At 33.4% G+C, this 26,360-nt stretch carries 16 protein-coding genes; 5 read left to right on the top strand and 11 right to left on the bottom strand.

The genetic code is table 11. The annotated features are described in order from the left end of the window. The first annotated feature begins 126 nt into the window (after positions 1-126). Complete coding sequence (locus IM744_RS04535; protein WP_194506916.1) at positions 127-555, top strand: hypothetical protein; 429 nt, start codon at positions 127-129, stop codon at positions 553-555. A 229-nt stretch (positions 556-784) separates the two neighbouring features. Next, positions 785-1,204 carry a hypothetical protein gene (locus IM744_RS04530; protein ID WP_194506915.1) on the top strand — a complete coding sequence of 140 codons (420 nt, stop codon included), beginning with the start codon at positions 785-787 and terminating at the stop codon, positions 1,202-1,204. Here IM744_RS04530 and IM744_RS04525 read toward each other — a convergent pair. The 3 genes from IM744_RS04525 to menD form a co-directional block, all read right to left on the bottom strand. After that, positions 1,201-2,034 carry a CvfB family protein gene (locus tag IM744_RS04525; protein WP_194506914.1) on the bottom strand — a complete coding sequence of 278 codons (834 nt, stop codon included), beginning with the start codon at positions 2,032-2,034 and terminating at the stop codon, positions 1,201-1,203. The two genes, IM744_RS04530 and IM744_RS04525, sit on opposite strands and share 4 nt — an antisense overlap. Positions 2,035-2,192: 158 nt before the next feature. After that, the gene (locus tag IM744_RS04520) at positions 2,193-2,534 is read right to left on the bottom strand and encodes a DUF2853 family protein (protein ID WP_194506913.1); all 342 of its coding nucleotides are present in this window, start codon (positions 2,532-2,534) and stop codon (positions 2,193-2,195) included. An 87-nt stretch (positions 2,535-2,621) separates the two neighbouring features. Next, a complete protein-coding gene (gene menD / locus IM744_RS04515; protein ID WP_194506912.1) occupies positions 2,622-4,382 on the bottom strand; it encodes a 2-succinyl-5-enolpyruvyl-6-hydroxy-3-cyclohexene-1-carboxylic-acid synthase in 1,761 nt (586 codons plus the stop codon). A 97-nt stretch (positions 4,383-4,479) separates the two neighbouring features. On the opposite strand from menD, the gene IM744_RS04510 reads away from it, so the two are divergent. After that, positions 4,480-7,719, top strand: a complete 3,240-nt coding sequence (locus IM744_RS04510) for a S41 family peptidase (protein ID WP_194506911.1) — start codon at positions 4,480-4,482, stop codon at positions 7,717-7,719. 9 nt (positions 7,720-7,728) lie between these two features. Here IM744_RS04510 and IM744_RS04505 read toward each other — a convergent pair whose 3' ends face one another. Continuing rightward, entirely contained in the window at positions 7,729-8,865 is a 1,137-nt protein-coding gene (locus IM744_RS04505) for a chorismate-binding protein (RefSeq protein WP_194506910.1), read from the bottom strand. Positions 8,866-8,868: 3 nt separating this feature from the next. After that, positions 8,869-9,294 carry a PaaI family thioesterase gene (locus IM744_RS04500; protein ID WP_194506909.1) on the bottom strand — a complete coding sequence of 142 codons (426 nt, stop codon included), beginning with the start codon at positions 9,292-9,294 and terminating at the stop codon, positions 8,869-8,871. 50 nt (positions 9,295-9,344) lie between these two features. On the opposite strand from IM744_RS04500, the gene IM744_RS04495 reads away from it, so the two are divergent. After that, positions 9,345-9,992 (top strand): alpha/beta hydrolase, encoded by a 648-nt coding sequence (locus IM744_RS04495; RefSeq protein ID WP_194506908.1) that lies wholly within the window; start codon positions 9,345-9,347, stop codon positions 9,990-9,992. A 59-nt stretch (positions 9,993-10,051) separates the two neighbouring features. Here the strand turns inward: IM744_RS04495 and IM744_RS04490 are convergent, their stop codons facing one another. The 6 genes from IM744_RS04490 to dnaK all read right to left on the bottom strand — a co-directional run bounded on the left by IM744_RS04490 (position 10,052) and on the right by dnaK (position 25,588). After that, the gene (locus tag IM744_RS04490) at positions 10,052-18,955 is read right to left on the bottom strand and encodes a VWA domain-containing protein (RefSeq protein ID WP_194506907.1); all 8,904 of its coding nucleotides are present in this window, start codon (positions 18,953-18,955) and stop codon (positions 10,052-10,054) included. A 456-nt stretch (positions 18,956-19,411) separates the two neighbouring features. After that, positions 19,412-19,732, bottom strand: coding sequence for a YtxH domain-containing protein (locus IM744_RS04485; RefSeq protein WP_194506906.1), 321 nt, complete (start codon positions 19,730-19,732; stop codon positions 19,412-19,414). Between the two features lie 99 nt (positions 19,733-19,831). Beyond that, a complete protein-coding gene (locus tag IM744_RS04480) occupies positions 19,832-21,103 on the bottom strand; it encodes a HipA domain-containing protein (protein ID WP_194506905.1) in 1,272 nt (423 codons plus the stop codon). A 181-nt stretch (positions 21,104-21,284) separates the two neighbouring features. Further along, positions 21,285-22,232, bottom strand: coding sequence for an NAD(P)H-dependent flavin oxidoreductase (locus IM744_RS04475; RefSeq protein ID WP_194506904.1), 948 nt, complete (start codon positions 22,230-22,232; stop codon positions 21,285-21,287). 88 nt (positions 22,233-22,320) lie between these two features. Beyond that, positions 22,321-23,550, bottom strand: coding sequence for a class I SAM-dependent rRNA methyltransferase (locus tag IM744_RS04470; RefSeq protein WP_194506903.1), 1,230 nt, complete (start codon positions 23,548-23,550; stop codon positions 22,321-22,323). A gap of 133 nt (positions 23,551-23,683) precedes the next feature. Beyond that, complete coding sequence (gene dnaK, locus IM744_RS04465) at positions 23,684-25,588, bottom strand: molecular chaperone DnaK (protein ID WP_194506902.1); 1,905 nt, start codon at positions 25,586-25,588, stop codon at positions 23,684-23,686. A gap of 195 nt (positions 25,589-25,783) precedes the next feature. Here dnaK and IM744_RS04460 point away from each other — a divergent pair, with 195 nt between their 5' ends. After that, positions 25,784-26,269, top strand: coding sequence for a hypothetical protein (locus IM744_RS04460; protein ID WP_194506901.1), 486 nt, complete (start codon positions 25,784-25,786; stop codon positions 26,267-26,269). Positions 26,270-26,360: the final 91 nt, after the last annotated feature.

Below are 26,360 nucleotides of genomic sequence, written 5' to 3'. Positions count from 1 at the left end.
AAATCTTATGAGGCTAACACATAAAATTCTAGCAATTATATATTTATGTGACATTTTATAAAATTAGGTGTCTTATTATAGGCATCAGTTTAAAACGCCATAATAATTAATACCTCTTTTAGGGCTATGAAAATTTTGAATTCTAATATTGCACATCAAATTATTAAAGAAGAACAATCTGAAGCAGGTGTTATTCATTTCTTCAACCATATTGCTGTTGTAGAATTTAACGAAGGCATTCATGCTGACATAAAAAACGGGAAGAAAATTTTAGAATCTATGATGAATTACTTCGGAAATTCTAAACCTTTTGGTATTGTTGCCAATAGAATTAATTCTTATTCTATAGCTTTGTTAGAAACTGTTGAAGTGCGCTCTATGTTTCCGAATTTAGTTGCCTACGGAATTGTTAGTTATAACTTTGCTGGACGCATGAATGCTGATATTGAAAGTCAGTTTTGCACTTCCGAAGATATCAGCTTTAATAACCTTTATGAAGGTTTAGATACTGTTTACAAGAGAGTGATAAGCACTATTCCTTTACCTCTTAATTAAATTCTATAATCTTTTTTTAATGCATATTGTTAGAAGATTATTAATTTAAACACTCTAAATGTTTTTTTTAATAATCATTATGAGTTATTTTCATAAAATATGCATTATTCGTAAAGTTTTCATTCCTATAAATAGAGAATTTATAATAATATATTTAAGTTAATAATTACAATAAATATACTATGTAAGCATAGTATATTTGCATTTTTAATTTTTTAAAATAACAAATATGTCAATTGTTGATTTTCCTTATTATGAAGACCTCATATTCAAAAAAACTATAGATATAGGAGATTTATATTTTTTTAAGAAATTTGTAGTCTGCGAATTCAATGAAGGTATAAACATTAATTTTGATAATTTTAATGAAGCCAAGATTGAAATTGAAAAGCAATATGGTAATACCAGTTTCGGTTTTATTAGCAACAGAATACATTCATACTCCATTTTAGTCACAGATGCTCCAATATTTAATGAGATATTTAAAAATCTAAAAGCCTACGCTACAGTAACTTACTCAGAATTAGCTAGTAAGGTATTTGAAATAGAAAATCATTTCTTCAATTTTAATAGGAGAAATTTTGATAATTTAGAAGATGCTATACAATGGATTGAATATCATCTAAAAGAAACAGCTGCTTCTATTTAATTCAAATAAATACCATCATCTTTTATAGTAATCAACTTTTGTTTATACAAAGTACCTATAGCCTTTTTAAAAGTTTTTTTACTCATTTGTAAGACGTTTTTAATGTCGTCTGGATTAGATTTATCATTAAGCGCTAAAAAACCGCCTTCGGTGTCACCAAGATATTCCATGACTAAATCGGCATTTGGCTCAATTTTTCTATAACCAATTTTACCAAGAACAATATCTAATTTATTATCCTCACGTACTTTTTTCACGAATCCTTTTAAACGATCTCCAACACTAATATCTTTAAATATATCTTCATGAAATATTAAACCTAAATGTTGATTATTAACGATAACATTCATTCCTAAATCTGATGGATGAGATACAATTAAATCAACTTCATCAAATTGCTGAACCGTCAAGTCTTTATTATCTAAAAAACGATTGGTTTTACTAGAAGCAACTAATCTGTCTGTTTTCTCATCGAGATAACAAAAGATGAGATACCATCCACCAGCTTTCATTTTAAAGGCTTGTTCACTAAATGGGCAAAAGAGTTCTTTTACTAATCCCCAATCTAAGAAAGCGCCATGATCTGTCACTTGATTACAACGCAATAAAGCAAAATCATCACGAATAACATAAGGTTCATCGGTTACTGCAACTGGACGTTCATCATTATCTAAATACACAAAAACTTCAAGTTGATCCCAAATTTGAAATGTCTCTGGTACATACCTATTTGGAAGTAAAACTTGGTTATCTTCTGCATCAGACAAGTATATTCCTTGCTCTGATTCGCGTATTATTTCTAATGTGTTGTAGTCTCCTATTCTAATCATGCTCCAAAGATATGCAAAAAGAGTTTTAGTTGGCTTGAGTTATTGACTTATGATGCAAGAAATTTACATGTATTTTCTTTACAAATACTCAAGACTTAAAATTTCAGAATAAAAAAAAGCGTCACTCTCGTAACGCTTCTTGATATATTTTAAAAATTCTATTTATAAACAGATTGTTTTTTGAAATGTGTTGCTAATAAATAATATACAACAGCTCTATATTTATTTCGGTTTGATTTACCGTATGTTTCCATTACAGAATCAATTGCTTTGTCTAAATCTGCGCTATCTTTTAATCCTAATTTTTTAATTAAGAAATTATTTTTTACTGTAGCTAATTCAGATGGATCAGATCCAGAAACTGTTGCAGCATCTGCATTATATATTGATGGTCCACAACCAATGGTTACTTTAGTTAAAAAATCCATGTCTGCAGTAACTCCGCATTTATCTTTTAAATCTGCAGCATACTTTACTATTAAATCGTCTCTTTTACTCATCTTAGTTGTTAATTTTTAGGTTAATAAATAATTGCTCTATAAATATAGTTAATTATTAGACACATGAAAACTTAAGATGTCACAATTTTATTTGATAAACTTAAAGTAGTCTAAGAGGATAGAATCATTTTCTGTTCTTGGTGTAAACACCTCTAGCAGTCGTGGTTGTTTTGATTTATTATGAAATGATTTCAAAGCGACATCTAAATCTTGCTCATTACTGGCTGTAACATATTCAAAATCATACATTTCACATAATTGCTTTGCGGTTAGATGATGTTTGGTTTCAAAGAAGTAATCAAAATTATCTGTGTTTTTATGTCCAGGGAGAATCCTGAATATTCCTCCTCCTTGATTATTAACCACTATAATTCTAAAGTTTTTTGGGATGTAATTATTCCATAATGCATTACTATCATAGAAAAAACTTAAATCTCCTGTGATAAAAGTCGTCTGTTTAGCATTAGCAACTGCACAACCTATAGCTGTAGATGTACTGCCATCAATACCACTTGTACCGCGATTACAGAACACTTCTAAAGAAGAATTCATATTAAACAATTGTGCATATCTTATGGTAGAGCTATTTCCTAACTGTAAAATAGTTTTATTAGGAATAGATTTTAACATGAGACTAAAAGCCTTAAAATCACTAAACGGAATTTGCTTCACATACTCCAAATGTTTTTTATGGCGTAATTGTTTTACTGCAGTCCAGGTATCTAAATAATTACTTTTAGCAACGTGTGTTATTTTTGGCAAAAACTCAGCAAAAAAATCATTGGGTGGTGCTACAATATGCTTATCTAGGCAGAAAAATGTATCATTTGCATGTTTATCTCCTACATGCCAATGGTGTTTTGGTTGAAATTCTCTTAAAAAGACTTTAATCTTTTTAGACACAATTAAACCTCCAATAGTTATTAATATTTCTGGCTGTAAAGCTTTTAAATCATCAGCTTCTAAAGGTGCTATCATTTTATCAATGCTGGGAAAGAATTTTTGATGATGCACATTAGAAGTCGTTTCTGTAAAAACAATCACACTATTATCATTTGCTAACTCATCTAGCCATTGTTGTTCAATTTGATTAGGTGGCAACACACCTATTAATATCATTTTTTTCTTTGATACATACCATTCATCAATACAGTCTTTAAGCTCTGCCTGATCAATTTTTAATGGTTTAACATCTAATTCTATGGTTTTAGGATGAACTGTTAATTCTTCAACGGTTTCATAAAGCGGTTCGTCAAAAGGGATATTAATATGCACTGGTCCTTTACCAAATCTCGCTAGATTACATGCTTTGTTTATTTCTTCTTCGTTATGAGACTGAATACTTTGCTGCAAGCCTAAGATACGTTCTAGCTTATTTTCTAAATTCTTAAAAATAGGAAGCTCATCTTTGTCTGATGGTCGCTTTTCATCCTTTAAATCTAATTTTAAATTTGCTGAATATAGGATATGATTCTCAAAAACGTCTTTTTGATTGATCGTTTGTCCGTCACCAATACCAATTAAATGTTTTGGTCTATCTGCTGAAAGTACTATTAATGGAATATCACTATAAAAAGCCTCTGCAATCGCAGGATAATAATTAAGTAACGCGCTACCTGAAGTACAAACAACAACTGTTGGCTCTTTGGTTTGCTGAGCAATACCTAAAGCAAAAAAAGCAGCACAACGCTCATCTACTATACTATAACAATTGAAGAATTCATCATTGCTAAATCCAAGCGTTAAAGGTGCATTTCTACTTCCAGGAGAAATAACAATGTGTTTTATATTTTTAAGTTTACACAACTGAATTACAGTTTGTGCAAGCGGAATTTTAGGGTATATCATCTGTTTACAAAGTTATTCAAAATGTCACTCAAAAAAAACAAGATTGAATACAATTAATTCACTAACTTCCAAACCTTTATAATCAAATTTAAATTATATGAAAATCCATTCCCTCCTTTTTCTCCTTTTATCTTTAGCTTTTAGCAACTTCGTAACAGCACAACAAAACGACGAATTATGGCTTAGACATACAGCTATCTCTCCAAATGGAAATCAAATTGCTTTCACTTACAATGCAGATATTTATCTAGTATCTTCAAATGGTGGGAGAGCAACACGATTAACAACTCACAGTGCTTATGACACAAAACCTGTTTGGTCACACGACGGTAAACACATCGCCTTTGCTTCTAACAGGCATGGAAATTTTGATGTGTTTATAATGACAGCTTCAGGAACTAATGTAAAGCGATTAACATTTCATTCTGCTGACGATATGCCAACAGACTTCTCTCAAAACAATGAAGATATTTGGTTCAATAGTATTCGTTTAGATAATGAAAACTCTATGCTATTTCATAGATTAGGAGAATTATATAGTGTAAACAAAAATGCATCAACACCTAAACAACTCAGCAGTTTTCCTGCTTATGAAGCTAAAAACAATAGTAAAGGTGATATGATTTTTGAAGAAATCAAAGGTTATGAAGATGAATGGAGAAAACATCATACCTCATCTGTAACTAGAGATATTTGGATCAAATCGGTTTCGGGAGATTACACAAAACTATCTAATTTTAAAGGTGAAAATCGTAATATACTTTTTGGTTCCAATGATACATTTTATTTTTTATCTGAAAAATCTGGAACGTTTAACGTATTTCAGTCTACCTTCTCTAATCCTAATGAATCTTCACAAGTTTCAAATTTTGAAATGCATCCTGTACGACATCTTTCGATTTCAAATGATGATCTTTTGGCTTATAGTTTCAACGGAAATATCTACACTCAGCGCATTGGGGAATCTCCCAAAAAAGTAATTGTAGATGTTAGTGGTGACCAATCAATAATGGAAAATGAGTTATTATTTGTTAATGGAAGCGTGACAGATATGGTTCCTTCTCCAAACGGAAAAGAATTAATTTTCATCCATAGAGGTGATGTATTTGTAACGTCTGTAGATGGAAGTTTAACACGTAGACTTACCGAAACTCCAGAACAAGAACGCAGCATTGATATTAGCGCAGATGGTAGAACAATTGTTTACGCTGGAGAACGTAATAATAGCTGGAACCTTTACACGCAAACGCTTCCGAAGAAAGAAGAAAAATATTTTTTGAATGCCATTGAATTAAATGAAGAAGTTTTATTAGCTGATGCTTCGGAAAGTTTTCAACCCAAATTTTCGCCAACAGGAGAAGATATCGCTTACCTAGAAGAGCGCACAAAATTGAGAACTATCAATCTAAAAACTAAAAAAATCACATCAATTCATAATGGCGAAAAACAGTTCTCGTATGCAGATGGAGACCAACAATTTGAGTGGAGTCCTGACGGTAGATGGATTGCTTTAACCTTCTATCCAGATGAATATTGGGTTTCAGAAATTGGACTTTTAAAAGCCGATGGAACTGGTGATTTGATTAATGTTTCAAAAAGTGGATTTAATGACTTTACACCTAAATGGTCGCTTGATGGTTCTATGATCTATTGGTCTTCAGATAGAAATGGGATGCATAGTGTTGCAAAAACAGGTCCTTCTCAATTAGATGTATATGGTGTGTTTTTAACTCAAAAAGCATATGACAAATTCAAATTAAGCAAAGATGAGTATGCTTTTGTTTCAGATGATAAAGACGATGACAAGAAAGAAGACGATAAGGATTCTAAAAAAGATAAAAACAAAAAAGACGATGACAAAAAGGATGAAAAGAAAAAATTAAAGCCTATTGAAATTGAACTTGAAAATTTATATAAGCGTAAAGTCAAACTTTCATTATTTTCTACTAACCTATCTGACATGTTAGTCACTAAAGATGCTAAATCCTTATTATACTTAGGTCGTGTAGATAATAAAGCCAATTTATGGAAACTAGATTTACGCACCAGAGAAATCAAATCTTTGGGTAAATATGATCGTGGAGGCAGTTTAGCATTTGGAAAAGATGCTAAGGAAGTTTTTATTTTGAGTGCTGGAAAAATATCCAAGGTAGATGTCGATTCTGGTAAGAAAAAAGGAGTTGGAATCAATGACGAAATGTCTTTTAATTTATCTGCAGAACGTTTATATCTCATGGATCACGTCTCTCGTCAGGTAAAGAAAAAGTTTTTAGACCCTAATCTTCATGAAGCACCTTGGGACGAATTATCTGCTAACTACAAAAAATTCGTACCTAATCTTAATAATGACTTTGATTTCAAAGACATATTGGGAGAATTATTAGGAGAATTAAATGCTTCTCACACTGGCGCACGTTTTAGAGAATCAAATAAAAAAGGTGATCAAACAGGATCACTTGGTATTTTTATAGATGATAGTTACGATGGCGACGGACTCAAAATATCTGAACTTATTGAAGGAAGTCCATTATTAAATGGAGATAAAAAAGTAAAAACAGGAGTAATCATTGAAACAATTAATGGAGAAGCGATAAATAAAGAAATTAATTATTATACTCTGTTAAATAGAAAAGCAGGTGATGCTATTACAATCTCTTACTACAATTCTACAACAAAAAATAGATGGAAAGAACGTGTGAAGCCAATTTCAATAGGTGCAGAAAACGAATTACGCTACCAACGCTGGATTAAGAAAAACCGAGAAATGGTACATAAACTATCAAATAATCAAATTGGTTACATGCATATTCGTAATATGAATGATAGTAGTTTTAGAGAATTTTTAGAAGAAGTGATGGGAGAAGAAGTGAACAAAAAAGCTTTGGTTGTTGATACTCGTTTTAATGGTGGAGGAGATTTAGTAGATGATATCACTACTTTTTTAAGCGGAACAAAATATATGGAGTTTAGAAACGGAGGAAAAGTTGTTGGTACAGAATCACAACGTCGTTGGACAAAACCAAGCATCATGCTCATGGGAGAATCCAACTATTCTGATGCACACTGTACTCCTGTAGGTTATAAAGATTTAAAAATTGGAAAACTGGTAGGAATGCCAGTTCCTGGAACTTGTAGTTTTGTGTGGTGGGAACGTATCCAAAACGGTATTGTCTTTGGGATCCCAAACATGCAAGTCTTAGATATTGAAGGTGAAGTTTTAGAAAACAAAGAATTACAACCAGACATTTTAGTTAAAAATGGTTTTGATGCAATTACCAACGGAAAAGATGAACAAATAGAAGCTGCTGTTATTGAGTTGTTGAAGGGAATTAATTAGAATTCTAATTTAGTTTAATAACACACTCAAAATCGTCTGGGTTTTATTAACCGTTTCCTCCCACTCTAACTCTGGGTTAGAATCTTTTGTAATGCCACCTCCAACATAAATAAAAGCCTGTTGATTTTTAATTTGCATGCAACGTAAGTTGACGAATAATTCGCTTGTAGTTTTCACAGTTGAATAAGCATTATTTTCTACGTTACGCCTATTGGTGTTTCGGGATTTTGAGGTTTTAATATTTAACTCTCCTAAAAATCCTGTGTAGAATTCCCTATTATAATTTTCATTATTTAAAATGAAACTTTTGGTTTCTATTTTGGGTAAACCACAAATAGCAGGTGTTGGATGCAAAGTTTCAACAACTAGTTTTAAATGTTCCGATTTTAAAACACCCGAAATCTTAGACTGTAGGTGTAATAATTCTCCAGCTTTAATTGTCTTTGGAGTTGTCACATTAATGTCTCTAACGATGTCTTGAAGATTATTAACAATATAATCTGTTACTATTTGTTGTTCGTCAATTTCCTTAGTTCCCCAAGGTTTTTCAATCGCATCGTCATACTTTTTTGTACCAGCCAATGACATGGTTTTAAATCGTTGTCCTTCAATTTTTAAAAGTGTTTCTGGTGTTGCACCAAGCCAGAGACCTATTTCTGGATGATACCAGAGATATACAAATGCAGTTGGGTAGTTTTCAAGTAAGTTTTGAAAAATTTCTATTGGATTTTCTTCGGAAATTGGAACACCTTCAACTCTTGATAAAACCACTTTTTCAAATCTGCCTTCATTTATAGCTTTGATTCCTTGCTCTACTAATTTGATGTGTTGTTCTTGTTCGTTTTCAGAATTATTAGAAGCTTCCTTTTTACGCTTTAGTTTTGAAATATTAGATATTTCCGAAGATATAATATACTCACAGGAAATTGTTTTTGATTGTTCTAGAGGGAACAGTATCGTGTCTTTTTTAGAATCAAAAGGTGAGAAAAGAAAACCACTCTCAGTAAAATCATTTACAGTATGTATTGCACCATCCTTTTGAAGAATTGCCTTCACAAAGCCTTCGTTTGGTTTTCTATAAGCTACAAAAGGCAGTTGCGAATTGTAATGGGTTTCTATAGTTGTAAAGAACTCTTTTTCTATCATCTTCTACTTCTTTTTGGGAAGCGAAATTGTTGACAATCTACAAATAGATACCAAATTATCGTTATCATCTGTAACTCTTATATCTAATAATTGTGTGGTTCTACCTTTGTGTAAAAAAGTAGCTTTAGCATAAACATACCCTTCTGTAACGCTTTTTAAATGATTGGCTGTAATCTCTAAACCACGAACAAATTTGTTCTCAATATCCAAAAAAATATGTGATGCAAAACTACCAACACTTTCTGCTAAAGCTGCAGTTGCTCCTCCATGTAAAACACCATCTGGTTGATAAACTCTTGAATCTACTGGCATTCTAGCTACAAGGAAATCGTCACCATAATCTACCATCTCAATATTTAAGGTTTCCATTAAGGTGTTTTTACTCGCTGCATTAGCTTTTGCAAGCACATCCTGTTTAGATAATTGCATATAATTACTGTATTTTTAGCATGATTTTTAAGAAACACAAAGATACAAAAATGAATTCTACAGAAAAGGAAATTTCTTATTCCATTACCAATAGTTACTCTACTTTAAATGAACTGACCTCATCTACAAAAAACGTTTGGTTTGTTTGTCATGGTATGGGTTATTTAAGTCGGTATTTTCTTAGATATTTTAAGGGTTTAAATCCTGAAGAGAATTATATTATTGCACCTCAGGCTCAAAGTAAATATTATAGTACTCCTAAATTTAAACATGTTGGAGCAAGTTGGTTAACGCGAGAAAACACTGCAATGGACACCGAAAACATAATGGCTTATTTTGATTCCATTTTTGAGGCTGAGAAAATTTCCGAAGGAAAAAACCTTATTGTTTTGGGCTATTCGCAAGGTGTGAGCGTTGCTATGAGATATGTTGCCAACCGACAATTGCAATGTTCGCAATTGGTATTGCATTCTGGTGGAATTCCGAAGGAATTAAAAAAAGAAGATTTTGACTTTTTTAACGGAAAAGCTAAACTTGTTTATGGTGACAAAGATGAATACCTCAATGATGAGCGAATGAAAGAAGAACTTCAAAAAGCTAAAAACTTGTTTGGTTCTCATTTAGAGATTATTCCTTTTGAAGGTGTGCATGAAGTGAATACTCAACTTATAGGAAACCTTGTTAAAAACAAAAAGTAGCCATAAATTATGACTACTCTTCGCTTTAATTAAAATACTAATAAAATCCTACAAGACTTTTACCTCTTGTTTGAAGGAACTATCTTTTTAATAATACTTCCTCTTTTAGTTGTGATTTTTACTAACAACATTTGATCACTTATTTGACTAAGATCAATTTGCATTCTTCTCTCTGAGTTACGACCATAGTCATCAATATTAATATCTTTAAGTATAACTCCTCTTACATCGATTACCTGTATTGAAACATCTGTATCAAACCCAAACTCATATAATATATTTATAAATTGATTATGAGGTACTGGAAATACTTTTACAAGTGTTGTGTCATTGATATCCAAACCTTCTATTGATAAACTATTATCTTCAGTTATCTTAAGATATGCAGTATAAGTACATCCATTGTCATCTAAAAGTTCTACGACAACTGGCGAATCTTCAGCAGTATATGTTTCATTAGTAATTGACCATGTATATGATGCTCCAATAGCAATAGTAACGTCTTCTTCAATATCTGGTGTGACATCATATTCATAAACTTTGACATAAGCTGATGATCCTAAACAGTTTTCTGTTGTTTCAAAAGTATAAACATAGTCACCGTTTGATACCTGGCTCCATACGCCTCCTTCATCTGCTGAACTACCTAATGATGCAAATAACTCATCAAATGTTGGTGTTTCTCCAGCACATACTGTTACGACTCCGTCTTCACCTGCATTTAATCCTGGTGTTTCTGTAATGTTTAATGTTGCTGTATATGAACACCCATTGACATCTTGCAATTCAATTACAACCGGTGAATCTGATGCAGTATATGTCATGTCATTTATTAACCATGAGTATGAACCACCTTCACAAACTGTGACGTCTTCAACTATATCTTCGGTTACTTCATAATAGTACACTTTTACATATGCTGATGATCCTGAGCAGTCTTCTGTTGATTCAAAAGTATAAACATAGTCACCGTTTGATACTTGGCTCCATACGCCTCCTTCATCTGCTGAACTACCTAATGATGCAAATAATTCATCAAATGTTGGTGTTTCTCCAGCACATACTGTCACTATTCCGTCTTCACCTGCATTTAATCCTGGTGTTTCTGTAATGTTTAATGTTGCTGTATATGAACATCCATTTACATCTTGCAATTCAATTACAACTGGTGAATCTGATGCAGTATATGCCATGTCATTTATTAGCCATGAGTATGAACCACCTTCACAAACTGTGACGTCTTCAACTATATCTTCGGTTACTTCATAATAGTACACTTTTACATATGCTGATGATCCTGAGCAGTCTTCTGTTGATTCAAAAGTATAAACATAATCACCGTTTGATACTTGGCTCCATACGCCTCCTTCATCTGCTGAACTACCTAATGATGCAAATAATTCATCAAATGTTGGTGTTTCTCCAGCACATACTGTCACGACTCCGTCTTCACCTGCATTTAATCCTGGTGTTTCTGTAATGTTTAATGTTGCTGTATATGAACATCCATTGACATCTTGCAATTCAATTACAACTGGTGAATCTGATGCAGTATATGTCATGTCATTTATTGACCATGAGTATGAACCACCTTCACAAACTGTAGCATATTCAACTACATCTTCAGTTACTTCATAAGCAGTAACGGTGAGTACTGTTGTATATAAACATCCATTAATATCTGTTCTTGGAATGTCATATGATCCTACTTCATATGCTGTGCCTTCATAATTAAATGTGTTACCTACACAAACTTCTCCTGAAGCTGTGTCATCTGGTGTCACTTCAAATGCTGAAACTGTCAACACCGTTTTGTATGAACATCCATTTACATCTGTTCTTGGAATATCATAGCTTCCTACTTCGTATTCTGTGCCTTCATAGTTATATGTATTTCCTTCACAAACTTCTCCTGAAGCTGTATCATCTGGTGTCACTTCAAATGCTGAAACTGTTAATACCGTTTTGTATGAACATCCATTAATATCTGTTCTTGGAATGTCATATGATCCTACTTCATATGCTATGCCTTCATAGTTAAATGTGTTACCTATACAAACTTCTCCTGAAGCTGTATTATCTGGTGTCACATCGTAGTAATCTACAGTTACTGTTGCTGATACTTCTGGACATGATCCTGATGCTGCAAAAGTATATGTGTAAACTCCTGAATCTGGTCCAGTCCAAACTCCGCCTTCATTTGGAGTTCCATCTAAAGCATCAAATAATCCTTCATTTGTTGGTGTCACGCCTTCACAAACTGTTAACATTCCGTTTTCTCCTGCATCTGGTGCATCGTCTTCGGTAATTGTTAATGTTGCTGTGTAAGGACAACCATTATCATCTAGTAAATTTAATTCTACTGGTGAATCGGCTGCTGTATAAGTCATATCATCTACCGACCACAGATAAGAATCTCCTTCACAAACTGTAACATCATTTACAACGTCTGGAGTCACATCAAATGCGGTTACTGTTAATACTGTCGTATAAGGACAACCATTAGCATCTGTTTTTGAGATGTCATGTGATCCCACTTCATATGCTGTTCCTTCATAGTTATATGTATTTCCTACACAAACTTCTCCTGAAGCTGTGTCATCTGGTGTCACTTCAAATGCTGAAACTGTCAATACCGTTTTGTATGAACATCCATTTACATCTGTTCTTGGAATATCATATGATCCTACTTCATATGCTATGCCTTCATAGTTATATGTATTTCCTTCACAAACTTCTCCTGAAGCGGTATCATCTGGTGTCACTTCGTAGTAATCTACAGTTACTGTTGCTGATACTTCTGGACATGATCCTGATGCTGCAAAAGTATATGTGTAAACTCCTGAATCTGGTCCAGTCCAAACTCCACCTTCATTTGGAGTTCCATCTAAAGCATCAAATAATCCTTCATTTGTTGGTACTACATCTGCACAGATTGTTAAAGTTCCATCTTCTCCTGCATCTGGTGCATCGTCTTCGGTAATTGTTAATGTTGCTGTGTAAGGACAACCATTATCATCTAGTAAATTTAATTCTACTGGTGAATCGGCTGCTGTATAAGTCATATCATCTACCGACCACAGATAAGAATCTCCTTCACAAACTGTAACATCATTTACCACGTCTGGAGTCACATCAAATGCGGTTACTGTTAATACTGTCGTATAAGGACAACCATTAGCATCTGTTTTTGAGATGTCATGTGATCCCACTTCATATTCTGTTCCTTCATAATTAAATGTGTTACCTACACAAACTTCTCCTGAAGCTGTATCATCTGGTGTCACTTCAAATGCTGAAACTGTCAATACTGTTTTGTATGAACATCCATTTACATCTGTTCTTGGAATATCATAGCTTCCTACTTCATATGCTGTGCCTTCATAGTTATATGTATTTCCTTCACAAACTTCTCCTGAAGCTGTGTCATCTGGTGTTACTTCAAATGCTGAAACTGTCAACACCGTTTTGTATGAACATCCATTAATATCTGTTCTTGGAATGTCATATGATCCTACTTCATATGCTGTGCCTTCATAATTAAATGTATTACCTATACAAACTTCTCCTGAAGCTGTGTCATCTGGTGTCACTTCGTAGTAATCTACAGTTACTGTTGCTGATACTTCAGGACATGATCCTGATGCTGCAAAAGTATATGTGTAAACTCCTGAATCTGGTCCAGTCCAAACTCCACCTTCATTTGGAGTTCCTGCTAAAGAGTCAAATAATTCTTCATTTGTTGGTGTCACGCCTTCACAAACTGTTAACATTCCGTTTTCTCCTGTATCTGGTACATCGTCTTCGGTAATTGTTAATGTTGCTGTGTAAGGACAACCATTATCATCTAGTAAATTTAATTCTACTGGTGAATCGGCTGCTGTATAAGTCATATCATCTACCGACCACAGATAAGAATCTCCTTCACAAATAGTCACATTATTTACAACGTCTGGAGTCACATCAAATGCGGTTACTGTTAATACTGTTGTATAAGGACAACCATTCGCATCTGTTTTTGAGATGTCATGTGATCCCACTTCATATGCTATGCCTTCATAATTAAATGTATTACCTACACAAACTTCTCCTGAAGCTGTATCATCTGGTGTCACTTCAAATACTGAAACTGTCAATACTGTTTTGTATGAACATCCATTAATATCTGTTCTTGGGATATCATATGATCCTACTTCGTATTCTATGCCTTCATAGTTATATGTATTTCCTTCACAAACTTCTCCTGAAGCTGTATCATCTGGTGTCACTTCAAATGCTGAAACTGTCAATACCGTTTTGTATGAACATCCATTAATATCTGTTCTTGGGATATCATATGATCCTACTTCGTATTCAAGACCTTCATAAGTATATTTATCTCCAACACAGGCTTCTCCTGAAGCTGTATCATCTGGTGTCACTTCAAATGCTGAAATTGTTAATACTGTTTTGTATGAACATCCATTAATATCTGTTCTTGGGATATCATATGATCCTACTTCGTATTCAAGACCTTCATAAGTATATTTATCTCCAACACAGGCTTCTCCTGAAGCTGTATCATCTGGTGTCACTTCAAATGCTGAAATTGTTAATACTGTTTTGTATGAACATCCATTAATATCTGTTCTTGGGATATCATATGATCCTACTTCATATGCTGTGCCTTCATAATTAAATGTATTACCTACGCAAACTTCGCCTGAAGCTGTGTCATCTGGTGTTACTTCAAATGCTGAAACTGTTAATACTGTTTTGTATGAACATCCATTAATATCTGTTCTTGGGATATCATATGATCCTACTTCATATTCAAGACCTTCATAAGTATATTTATCTCCAACACAAACTTCGCCTGAAGCTGTGTCATCTGGTGTCACTTCAAATGCTGAAACAGTCAATACTGTTTTGTATGGACATCCATTTGAATCTGTTCTTGGAATATCATAAATCCCTACTTCATATTCAAGACCTTCATAAGTATATTTATCTCCAACACAGACTTCGCCTGAAGCTGTATCATCTGGTATCACTTCAAATACTGAAACTATCAACACCGTTTTGTATGAACATCCATTTACATCTGTTCTTGGGATATCATAGCTTCCTGCTTCGTATTCTATGCCTTCATAGTTATATGTATTTCCTTCACAAACTTCTCCTGAAGCTATGTCATCTGGTGTCACTTCAAAGGCTGAAACTGTTAACACTGTTTTGTATGAACATCCATTAATATCTGTTCTTGGGATATCATAACTTCCAACTTCATATGCTGTACCTTCATAGTTATATGTATTTCCTTCACAAACTTCCCCTGATGCTGTTTCATCTGGTGTTACCTCATATGCTGAAACCGTTAAAACCGTTTTGTATGAGCAACCATTAGCATCTGTTCTTGGAATATCGTGTGATCCTATTGCATATTCTATACCTTCATAGTTATATGTGTTTCCTTCACAAACTTCTCCTGACGCTGTGTCATCTGGGATTGCATTATAAACTTCAACATTATCATTTGCTGAATCTGAACATCCATTTGCATCTATATAATTATAAATAATTGTATGTACACCTGCTCCTGCTAATCCTGAATCAAAACTATAAGTCATGCCATTACCATCATCAGTTACGCCTGCTCCAGAGTAAATACCTCCTTGTGGACTTCCGCCTCCAAGGCCTAACTGTGTTCCTGCATCCAAACATAGATCTGCTAGGGCTGTAAAAGCAACTATTGGTAATGCGTTAATAGTTAATTCATATGTAGCTGTAGCTGAAGCACATAAATCACCTTGTGGATCTGGATTATTTGTTATCACAGTAATTGTGACTGTATTTCCTTCATCTCCAACTGCAGGTGTATATGTAAAATTAAATGGAGACGTTGCTGCAGAAGATACATCTAAAGTTCCTGCTCCATCTACTGTAATACTTTCAATTGCTGTAGCTCCTCCTCCAAATGTATTTCCTGAAATTGTTATTGAAGTATCGGCACACGTTGAACCTGTCTCTGAAGACAAGTTTACTGTAGGTGGATTTGTACAAATCTCGTTTACTTCTAAAACAATACTTCTTACCTCATTAATACATGTATTATTAGGGTGAGTAATGGTTACATGGTATGTTCCTGCATTAGCTGAAGTAATCACACCGAAATCAAAGGTTTGACCGGTTGGACCTGATTCTGTTGGAGCAATTGAAATTGGGCCTCCACCATCATCAAATGTCCAAGTATAAATTAGATCATTTGACACATCTGTAGCTGTGGGCGCCAAATAATTTGGGGCGAAAGGTGATGACAAACTCCAAATATCTGTCGTCATAGAGACTGCATTAGAAGTTATAGTAAATGAATCTCCTTGATTAACAACTGTACTTCCAGTAATTAATGTATCTCCTAAATAATTTACAGGTGTAATTGTAGCTGTAGTATTTGATTGACCTCCATTGGCATCATTTGGTACACCTAAAAAATTAACATCTGTTTGAGTAATATTATTAGAACTACCACCATTACTACCTCCAGTTAAAATATTTGGTGCAGTCAAATTTTGAAAAGCCTCCAACGCATCAGGACAGCCATCGTTATCGCTATCTGTATCAATATTATTTGGTAGACCATCACCATCTGTATCATCACAGTCAGTTGAGGTTAACCTCATAAAGTCTATATACAATGACTCATCACCAGAATCATCAGGTCCAGTAGTAGCTTGTACACCATAAAAAATATCTCCGCCATTATATACAAAAGAGGCATAGAAATCTTTCCAATCATCTGCATTTCCTTCACGAAAATTTGTAGAACCCCAAGATCCAGGAAGCACTGTTTCTGTTGGAGTCGAAGGTATTGTAGAACTCGTCACAACACCATTTCCATACCAAATATTAAGTGTAGTATCATGGTCAGATTTTCTACCTGCAAAATAATTAAAACCTGGAGCATACTTAACTGTAACATTTAAAATATCTCCTATTGCTACGCCTTTTGCAGCCAACTCGGAAGCAGTTAAGGTTACAAAAATACCGTCATTACCAAATGTATTTGTTCCTGGAATATTATTTTTCGCTTGTAACCAAGCAAATGAATCTCCTTGAGGTACTGCATACCATGGAGAATCTATAGCATCTGCTGCATAATCTGGTGTACCTAAAGTAAAATCTACATCATCTATAACCAAAAAGTTGAAATCTGAGAACCAATGATTACGCGGATCATCTTCTGGATAAATAGTCACTCTTTCTTGCTGCCCATCAAATCCAATAGGTATAATTAAATTTATTCCACAATCATCATCATCTAAAATTCCATCATTATCATCATCTAAGTCACAGATATCATTGATACCGTCATCATCTGTATCAACCCCTAATGGATCTGTACATGGATCTACACATAGCGTAACCTCTAAACCATCTGTTGCAGAACAACCATTATCATTATCTGTTACTGTGAGCATGTAAGTTCCTGCTTCATATACTGTAATATCTTCAGTTGACTCGTCAAAACCATTTGGACCACTCCACGCATAACTTAAGTCTGAATCGGGATTAGTTGAACTTCCTAAACCATTTATCGTTAATTCTGAAGTCCCACATGCTATCTCTGCATCTGATCCTGCATCTACTGATGGAATATTAGCATTAGATGTTACCACTACATTTTCAGTTGCAAAACAATTTGATTCAATATCTGTAACTGTTAAGGTGTATGTACCTATTGCTGTAGCTGTGGCAGTAATCTGATTAACAGGACCAGAAACAGCACCATCATTAGTTGACCATAAATATGTAACACCTGAAGTTGTGCTTCCAGTACCATCTAATGTGGTGGTACTATTTATACAATCTATTTCTAAAGGACCATTAGTAATAGCAATTGGATTACTAGTTTCGATTGTTACAAAAACACTTCCTTCTTCATAACATCCATCATTAGATTCGACCTCAACTTTATATGTTCCTGCCGAAAGATTAGAAATAGAAAAAATTGTTTGAGAGGTAGAAAACGGACTAACATTAGTTGGTCCATTGGATATTGTTACTGTAAAAGGTCCTGTCGCAAGCGTCGTTAATGTTATATCTATAACTCCATTTACTTCTCCTTCACATATTGTAGAACCTTCACTTTCAACAATAATTGAGCATAAATTATTAGCTATACTGCGAAAACAAGCTGCAAGATTTGCAAAATTTGGATCTATTTCATAGTCTGAATCTGCAATTATGTCTCCTAAATTTGGATCATATTCATTAGTTCCTGTAATACTTGGAATATAAGTATCATCAACATTTCCAACTCCCAACACAAACATGTGTGTGTTTTTAGTTTTTATTAAGTTTGCTACAATAGCTGCATTATAAATTTCAGCTTCTTGTGTATCAGCACCATCATTACAAAAATCATAACTTGACCCAGGATTATTAGCGTCTGGTGAATAAGCAGTTGGCTTACCATCTGTAAACATCAATAATAAGTCTGCGGTTGGTAATGCATTTGCTCTTAACAATGCTGCTTGCCAATTAGTTCCTCCTAATTGGTCATTTGAAAAATTATTAGGTGTATACGTATTCCCATTAAATCCTACATTATCATCAAAATAATTCTGGATATCTGGAAGCACAGTGGCTACTGATCTATAAGTTGGCACAACATAATTAGCTACCGATCCAAACTCTATGATAGCAACATTTACAGGCTTGCATTCCAATTCTTCAAGAAATGCCAAAACACCATCTCTAACTTGATTTTCTAATGTTTGGCTATTTATAGAATTAGATTCGTCCAAAATTAATATTACGTCAATTTCATCCTCACAGTTAACCAACATATCTGGATTAATAGTTATAGGGATTGCTGGACAATCATCACAATCACTTCCCGAAATATCCTCGCAAAACGTTTGTGCAGATGTTATAAAAAAACTAAGACTCAGTATTACAATTAATAATGGTCTTTTACTCAAGAGTTTATTGTTGAAACAACAATAAACTAAATGCGAAATAATAGCATTGAACTTCATAGTGTATTTGGTTTGTTAAGTTAAACCATCACATTATAAATTATGCTTTAGGTAGTTGGGGTTAATGTTTGCTATTAATCAACCTTACTAAAAATGCTATTAAATGAAATTAGTTTCTAATCTTCTAAAAACTAAATAAAAAGGAGGTGTAAATATATGAGAATTCAAATTGACCAATAAAATTAATTCGTTGAAATACAAAGATTTACTATGAAGTGGTATTTGTGAAAAAAAAAATATTTTCAATAAAAAAATTAATAATTCATTTAATCTCACTTAACTCGTAACGACCATATCTAGTTAAGTGATATAAAAATTTTTAGACAAAAAATTTATTGTAATGTCTTTAAAAAAAAGAATGGCCAACTATTAAGTTGACCATTCTTTTTTTTAAAGATTTTAACTTGTCTTCTGTAGCGTTTTATTTTTTTCTTTTAAAATAGCTAATTGCTTTTCTAAAAATGTAATTGCTTGTTCTGTTTTATAACTTGTTTTAGAGGCTATGTCCTTAAACTCTTTATTTAATGTCTCCTTACCAGACACAGCTGCTTTAGATAAATCCTCCTTTACTTCTGTTAAATCAGTTGTTAATTGGTCTTTTATCTCTTTACTTTCTTTTCTCAGTTTTTCTCTTGTAATATTTCCTCTATTTGGTGCTAATAAAACTCCTGCAGCTGCTCCAATCAATACTCCTAATATTACTGTTCCTTTATTTATCATAACTTGGTTTTCTTTTAATTAAACGTCTTTATTTATAAGTCGTAAAACACGACTATTTGTTACAAACAAACACTGTACCAATTAGTTAATGATCAATAATTAATCACATTCAAAACAGTTTATTAAATTTTTAGACAAATTTAAATCTTCAGATCCTTTTAAATTTTCATTCACAATACCTTGCTTATCAATCTCTATTTTAAATTTTAGAGCATAGTCTAAAAGGTCATCCCTTCTACTTTTAATTTTATCTGTAATTTCTTTTCCGTTTAATACAGAAATCTCAACTGGCCAAACCTCTAGAGATGCATCAATAACATCATCTGTCAACAAATTTTGGAGTGCTTTAGCTTCCGAAGAAAAAAGAGTTTCTGGAGTATTAATTAAGAAATAGCGATCAAAAGGATATACCAATCCTTCAATAAATTCTATGTCATTTTCAAAAGGCCTAAGCTCTGGTACTACATTTTTATTTGTGAGTATTGATGGGATTAATCCATCAGTATTAAAAAATGCGTTGTCGCGATCACCAGCAATTGGGATTGCCACGTAATTAGTATCTGTTTTCTGGAGCGCAAAACCCCATTGTTTGGTATGTCTATCCCAATCTCCAATTAAAAAATCAAATAGTCTCGCTCTAATGAGCGCTCTTTTATCAATCTTCAAACTGTCTTTTAGGGTTTGTTTGAGTTCTTGTAAATCTTTTGTATCTACTAATTGATCTATGTTTTCATATGAAGTCCAGTTGATTTCACCTTCTGTTTCGTATTCTAATAAGAATAATCGGTTTCCAAATTTATCATTATAGTTTTCTAATTTTTCTTGCTTCGGAAGAAAAACCAATTTAGGATTAGTATGTAGCACTTTTACAGATTGCGCCAACTCTGCCACTAATATTGCTGCATAAGGATGTTGAGCCGAAATGCCATCAACAACAATATTTTCTAAACCGAGTGTTTTAGCAAATTCTGGAATAAGTGGTTCTGGATCTTTATTGACACTTCTTAATGTGTATTCAATACCATTTTTTGCTTTTAGTTTTAAAGAATGAGTTTGCTTTCCTCCTCCTTCTTTCAAAATAGTGACACCTCCAAACAGTGTATCTAAAAATAAAACAGGAACTTTAACTGATGTTGCCCATACATCTCGATATTGAGAACCTTGAATAAACTCCTTTACAAAATTTGGTTCGTAAAGTTCACTAGCTGCAACCAAAACAGAATCATAGTCACGAAAATTAACAGCTTGTATATCTTTAAAATTTAAAACCCTATTCCGCTCAAATGTTTTATCTGTACTTGACAAAGACCAGTAGACAACAGCTACAAGAAGTAAAAGTGATATGAGAATTGCGTAAAAAAACCGTTTCATTTAAAACAAATTATGTGTTCTAAAATTAAGTTTTTATAGAATTATTTGTGAACGCTATTACAATTTTAATTAACCGAATTCAATTTCCAAATAAATTATACCAGATAGTTGACAGAAAAATAATATTCAAAATCTATCATCTCACCTCAATCTAAATCATAGCTTCCAATAGTAACTATAATCAGGATACCAAATTAGCAACAATATCTTTAACAGGAAGTATTTCTTTAGTGTGCTCAATACTTGGACCAGCAACCCAAACTGTTTTATAAGTCGCTTTTTTAGCAGCATTTTCAGTCGCTTTCATTCCTATTGAAAAACGCACCATTTTTACCCACTTTTTAAGTTTCTTACTTTTATTAAGCATGGTTTCTAACCATGTCGCTTTTGTTCCAATTTTTTGAACATAAGGTGTATTAATTACTGTACATGGTGTTCCAGAAATACGCTCTGTCATAATAATATCTTTTTCACCATAATCAACACAAGCCTGTTTGTATTCGTCTGTCACGCCTGCTTCAATTGATGCAATAAACGGACTCCCAACACTAACACCTTCTGCACCATAGCTCAACATTTTATCAATATCAGCTTTACAACCAACACCTCCTGCAGAAATCACAGGTATAGTTAACGCTTTACTTAATTGATTTGTTAATTCCTCTGGTGTAAGATTTCCTCTATGACCACCTGCTTCATTATTTACAGCAATTGCAGCATCTGCTCCCAATTGTTCTACTTTTTTAGCAAAACGTAAATCGGTGACATCACAAAACACTTTAATACCAACAGCATGTGCCTGGTTAATCGTTTCCTCTGGACTTCCTAAAGATGTAATTATAAAATCACAACCTTCCTCACAAATAACCTCTAGCTGACTTTTATATTTAATGTTAGATTTGTTGACAATAAGATTAAACCCAAAAGATCCTCCTTCTACTTTATTTGCTTTCAACTCGCGTAATGCAACTCTTAATTCATCCAGAGTCCTATAATTAAGTGCTGGAATACAACCTGCAATTCCACTTTTCATAGCTTCAGTTACCATAGCAACGTTAGACACTAAAAACATTGGTGCTTGTATAATTGGGTATTTTATATTAAGAAGTTTGGTGAGTTTCGTTTCCATAAATATTACATTATTTTGAATTCAGCATTGAAAAGGTTTCGTTGAATAAGAACAAATATAATAAATATTATGCACGCATAACAGTTTGCTAATCTTGAAATCTATAATAACCACATTTTAAATAGGCACCTTCTTCAAAACCAATAGGATGATCGATATCGTGTTGCGTTTTTTGTGCTACGGAAAATGAACGTTTTGTAGATTTTATGGTCTGTTCATTAATATCATAAAAAGCTGTAGCAGTGACTCTAGATGAGCATGATGCTAAAACCAATAAGCCTTCTCTGGCTGTAAGCTTCTCTCCTAGTCTAGCCAACTGAGCATATTTCTTTTTAGCGAGCAGAATTTCAGATTGTTGTTTTGCAAAACTTGGCGGATCAATAACAACCACATCAAATTTCTTTTTTTCTGAAATGAGCTGCTCCAAGATTTTAAACGCATCACCAGCTAAAGTAAAATGCTTTCCTGGATAGTCATTCAATTTACCATTTTGAACTGCAATTTCCAATGCTTGTGAACTAATATCTAAACTAGTCACTTCTTTAGCTCCATTCGCTAAGGCGTGTACTGAAAATCCGCCAGCATAAGAGAACACATCCAACACCGTTTTGTTTTTACTCAACAAACCAACTTGTCTTCTATTGTCTCTATGATCTAAGAAGTAGCCTGTTTTATGACCTTTAATCACATTTGCCGAAAAATTAACACCATGTTCAACAAATTCTACAGTCTCATTTTCTAAGGTTCCATAAACAATTTCACCATCTTTTAAATTGTGAGAACTAGATTGCTGTAATCCTCGACTTAGACGCATCACAACGGTCTCACAACCTGAAGTTTTTACTAAACTTTCCAAAATAGTTTTAATGTAAGGTAACCAGATTTCAGAATAGAGTTTTACTACCATAACAGAATCGTAAACATCTGCAATTAATGAAGGGAATTCGTCATTCTCACCAAAAATCAATCGATAACTTGTCGTTTCTGTTTTTAGTAATGGAAGACGTTTTTGGTATGCATTTTCAATTTTCCGAAGAAAAAAGGCGTCATCTATTTGAGTAGGTTTACCGTCACTGTAAATTACTTTAATTCTAATTGGCGAATCTGCATCGTATAATCCAATGCCAATCATTCCGTTTTTTCGCTTTCCGAAGATAATTGCTAAATCACCTGTTTTTGCATCTGCATTGATTTTCACAATACTATCTGAAAACACCCAAGGATGACCTTGTTGTACGTAGTTTTCTCCTTTTGCAGTGAGTTTTATGGCTAAACGTTTGGGCTTAAATGTGCTTTCTATTGATGAGGAAAATGTCATAAATGCAAATTAACGGGTTTTAAATATAACTTCAGCTTTATGTATAAAAAAACGCAACCATTTCTGATTGCGTTTTTTCAAATGTTAAAATAAGTATGTTTTTGAGATTCCTGCCTTCGCAGGAATGACAATTTTATTTTACTTCTTCAAAATCTACATCTTCCACATCACTTCCTTCTGCTTCACCATTTTGGCTTGCATCTGGTCCTGGTGCTTCTGCTCCACCTTGAGCATCTGCTTGTGCTTTGTACATTTCTTCACTAGCTACTTTCCAAGCTTCGTTTATTTTTTCTAAAGCAGGCTCTATTAAAGCGATATCTTTAGTTTCGTAAGCTTTCTTCAACTCTTCAAGTGCTTCTTCAATTGGTTGTTTCTTATCTTCTGATAATTTTTCACCAAATTCTTTCAACTGATTTTCTGTTTGGAAAATCATAGCATCTGCTTCATTCAATTTCTTAGCACTTTCTACTGCTTTAGCATCTGCATCTGCATTTTCTTCTGCATCTTGCTTCATTTTAGCAATTTCTTCTTCTGTTAAACCAGAAGATGCTTCGATACGAATATCTTGAGTTTTATTTGTTGCTTTATCTGTAGCAGAAACTTTGATGATACCATTGGCATCAATATCAAAAGTCACTTCAATTTGAGGTGTTCCTCTTTGTGATGGTGGAATACCATCTAAATGGAAACGACCTATTGTTTTGTTATCTGCTGCCATTGGACGTTCTCCTTGTAATACATGGATTTCTACCGATGGCTGATTATCTGCTGCTGTTGAGAATACTTGTGATTTCTTAGTAGGAATCGTAGTATTTGCTTCAATCAACTTCGTCATTACGTTACCCATAGTTTCAATACCTAGAGATAATGGAGTAACATCTAATAATAATACATCTTTTACATCTCCTGATAATACACCACCTTGAATTGCTGCTCCTAATGATACAACCTCATCTGGATTAACTCCTTTACTTGGCGCTTTTCCGAAGAACTTCTCTACTTCAGCTTGTACAACTGGAATACGTGTAGATCCACCTACCAAAATTACTTGGTCAATATCACTTTTTGATAATCCTGCAGCTTTTAAAGCAGATGCACATGGCTCAATCGTACGTTTGACTAAATCGTCAATTAACTGCTCAAATTTAGAACGTGTTAATGTACGTACCAAGTGTTTTGGTCCTGATGCAGTAGCTGTAACGTATGGTAAATTAATTTCTGTTTGTTCAGAAGATGATAATTCAATCTTCGCTTTTTCAGACGCTTCTTTTAAACGTTGTAAAGCCATAGGGTCTTTACGTAAGTCAATAGACTCCTCTGTATTAAACTCATCTGCTAACCAGTTGATTATTTTTTGATCAACATCATCACCACCTAAGTGTGTATCACCATCTGTAGATAATACTTCAAATACACCATCTCCTAATTCAAGGATAGATACATCATGTGTTCCTCCACCAAAATCGAAAACTACGATTTTTTGATCGATACCTTTTTTGTCCATTCCATAAGCTAAAGCTGCTGCAGTTGGTTCGTTGATAATTCTACGAACTTTTAAACCTGCAATCTCTCCTGCTTCTTTAGTAGCTTGACGTTGAGAATCATTAAAGTAAGCTGGTACAGTAATTACTGCTTCAGTTACATCTTGACCTAAATAATCTTCAGCAGTTTTCTTCATTTTTTGAAGAATCATTGCTGACAATTCTTGAGGCGTATATAAACGACCATCAATATCTACTCTTGGTGTGTCATTGTCACCTTTTACCACTTTATATGGTACACGTTCTGCTTCTTTTTTAGATTCAGAATACTTGTTACCCATAAAACGTTTAATTGAATAAACAGTTTTTGTTGGGTTTGTTACTGCTTGTCTTTTAGCAGGATCTCCAACTTTAATTTCTCCACCTTCTACAAAGGCGATAACTGATGGTGTTGTTCTTTTACCCTCTGCATTAGGGATAACTACTGGCTCGTTACCTTCCATTACAGAAACGCAAGAGTTGGTAGTTCCTAAATCGATTCCAATAATCTTACTCATAATTATATTTGTTTTAAGTATTTCCTTTTTGCTTCGGAAATGTTATGTTCATTTTAACTTCGTAATCTATATGTCAATGATTATGCCATTACAAAAAGTATGACATGATGTCATTTATTAGTAATAAAATGCTTTTATAACCTATATATGATTCATTACTATTTGTACCTTTACATATAACTCAAAACATATATTATGAAAAAGATCTTAGCCTTATTGTTTATTTCAACATTCTTATTTACAGCTTGTGAAGGAGAGCAAGGACCTCCAGGATTTGATGGTGGACTTATTGTTTCAAGTGCCTTTGAAATCTCAGTAGATTTTACACAAACTAATAATTATGAATTTATTGAAGCTTATGGTTTTCAAGTTTATCCATCTGACGTCACCTTAGTATATATTCTTTGGGACACACAAAACGGACAAGACATATGGAGATTATTGCCACAAACTGTAGAATTTATAGATGGAAATTTGACATATAATTATGATTTCACACAAACAGATGTGCGTTTCTTTTTAGATGGCACAACAAACTTCAATCTACTTGGACAAGAATGGACACAAAATCAAGTATTTAGAGTTGTCGTTGTTCCTGCAGATAATGTTGACGGTTTAGACACATCTAATCTTGATTTGGTAATGCAAGCCAATACTATAGAATCATTTAATTTGAGATAATTTAGATTTTAAAATTTTAAAAGTCTGAAAGCTTCATTGTTTTCAGACTTTTTTTTACTCTTATCTCTAAAGTCCTTATATAGTATAAAAA

The sequence above is a fragment of the Psychroserpens luteus genome (assembly GCF_015319355.1).
Lineage (GTDB): Bacteria > Bacteroidota > Bacteroidia > Flavobacteriales > Flavobacteriaceae > Psychroserpens > Psychroserpens luteus.
This window is presented reverse-complemented; position numbering and strand designations above follow the sequence as displayed.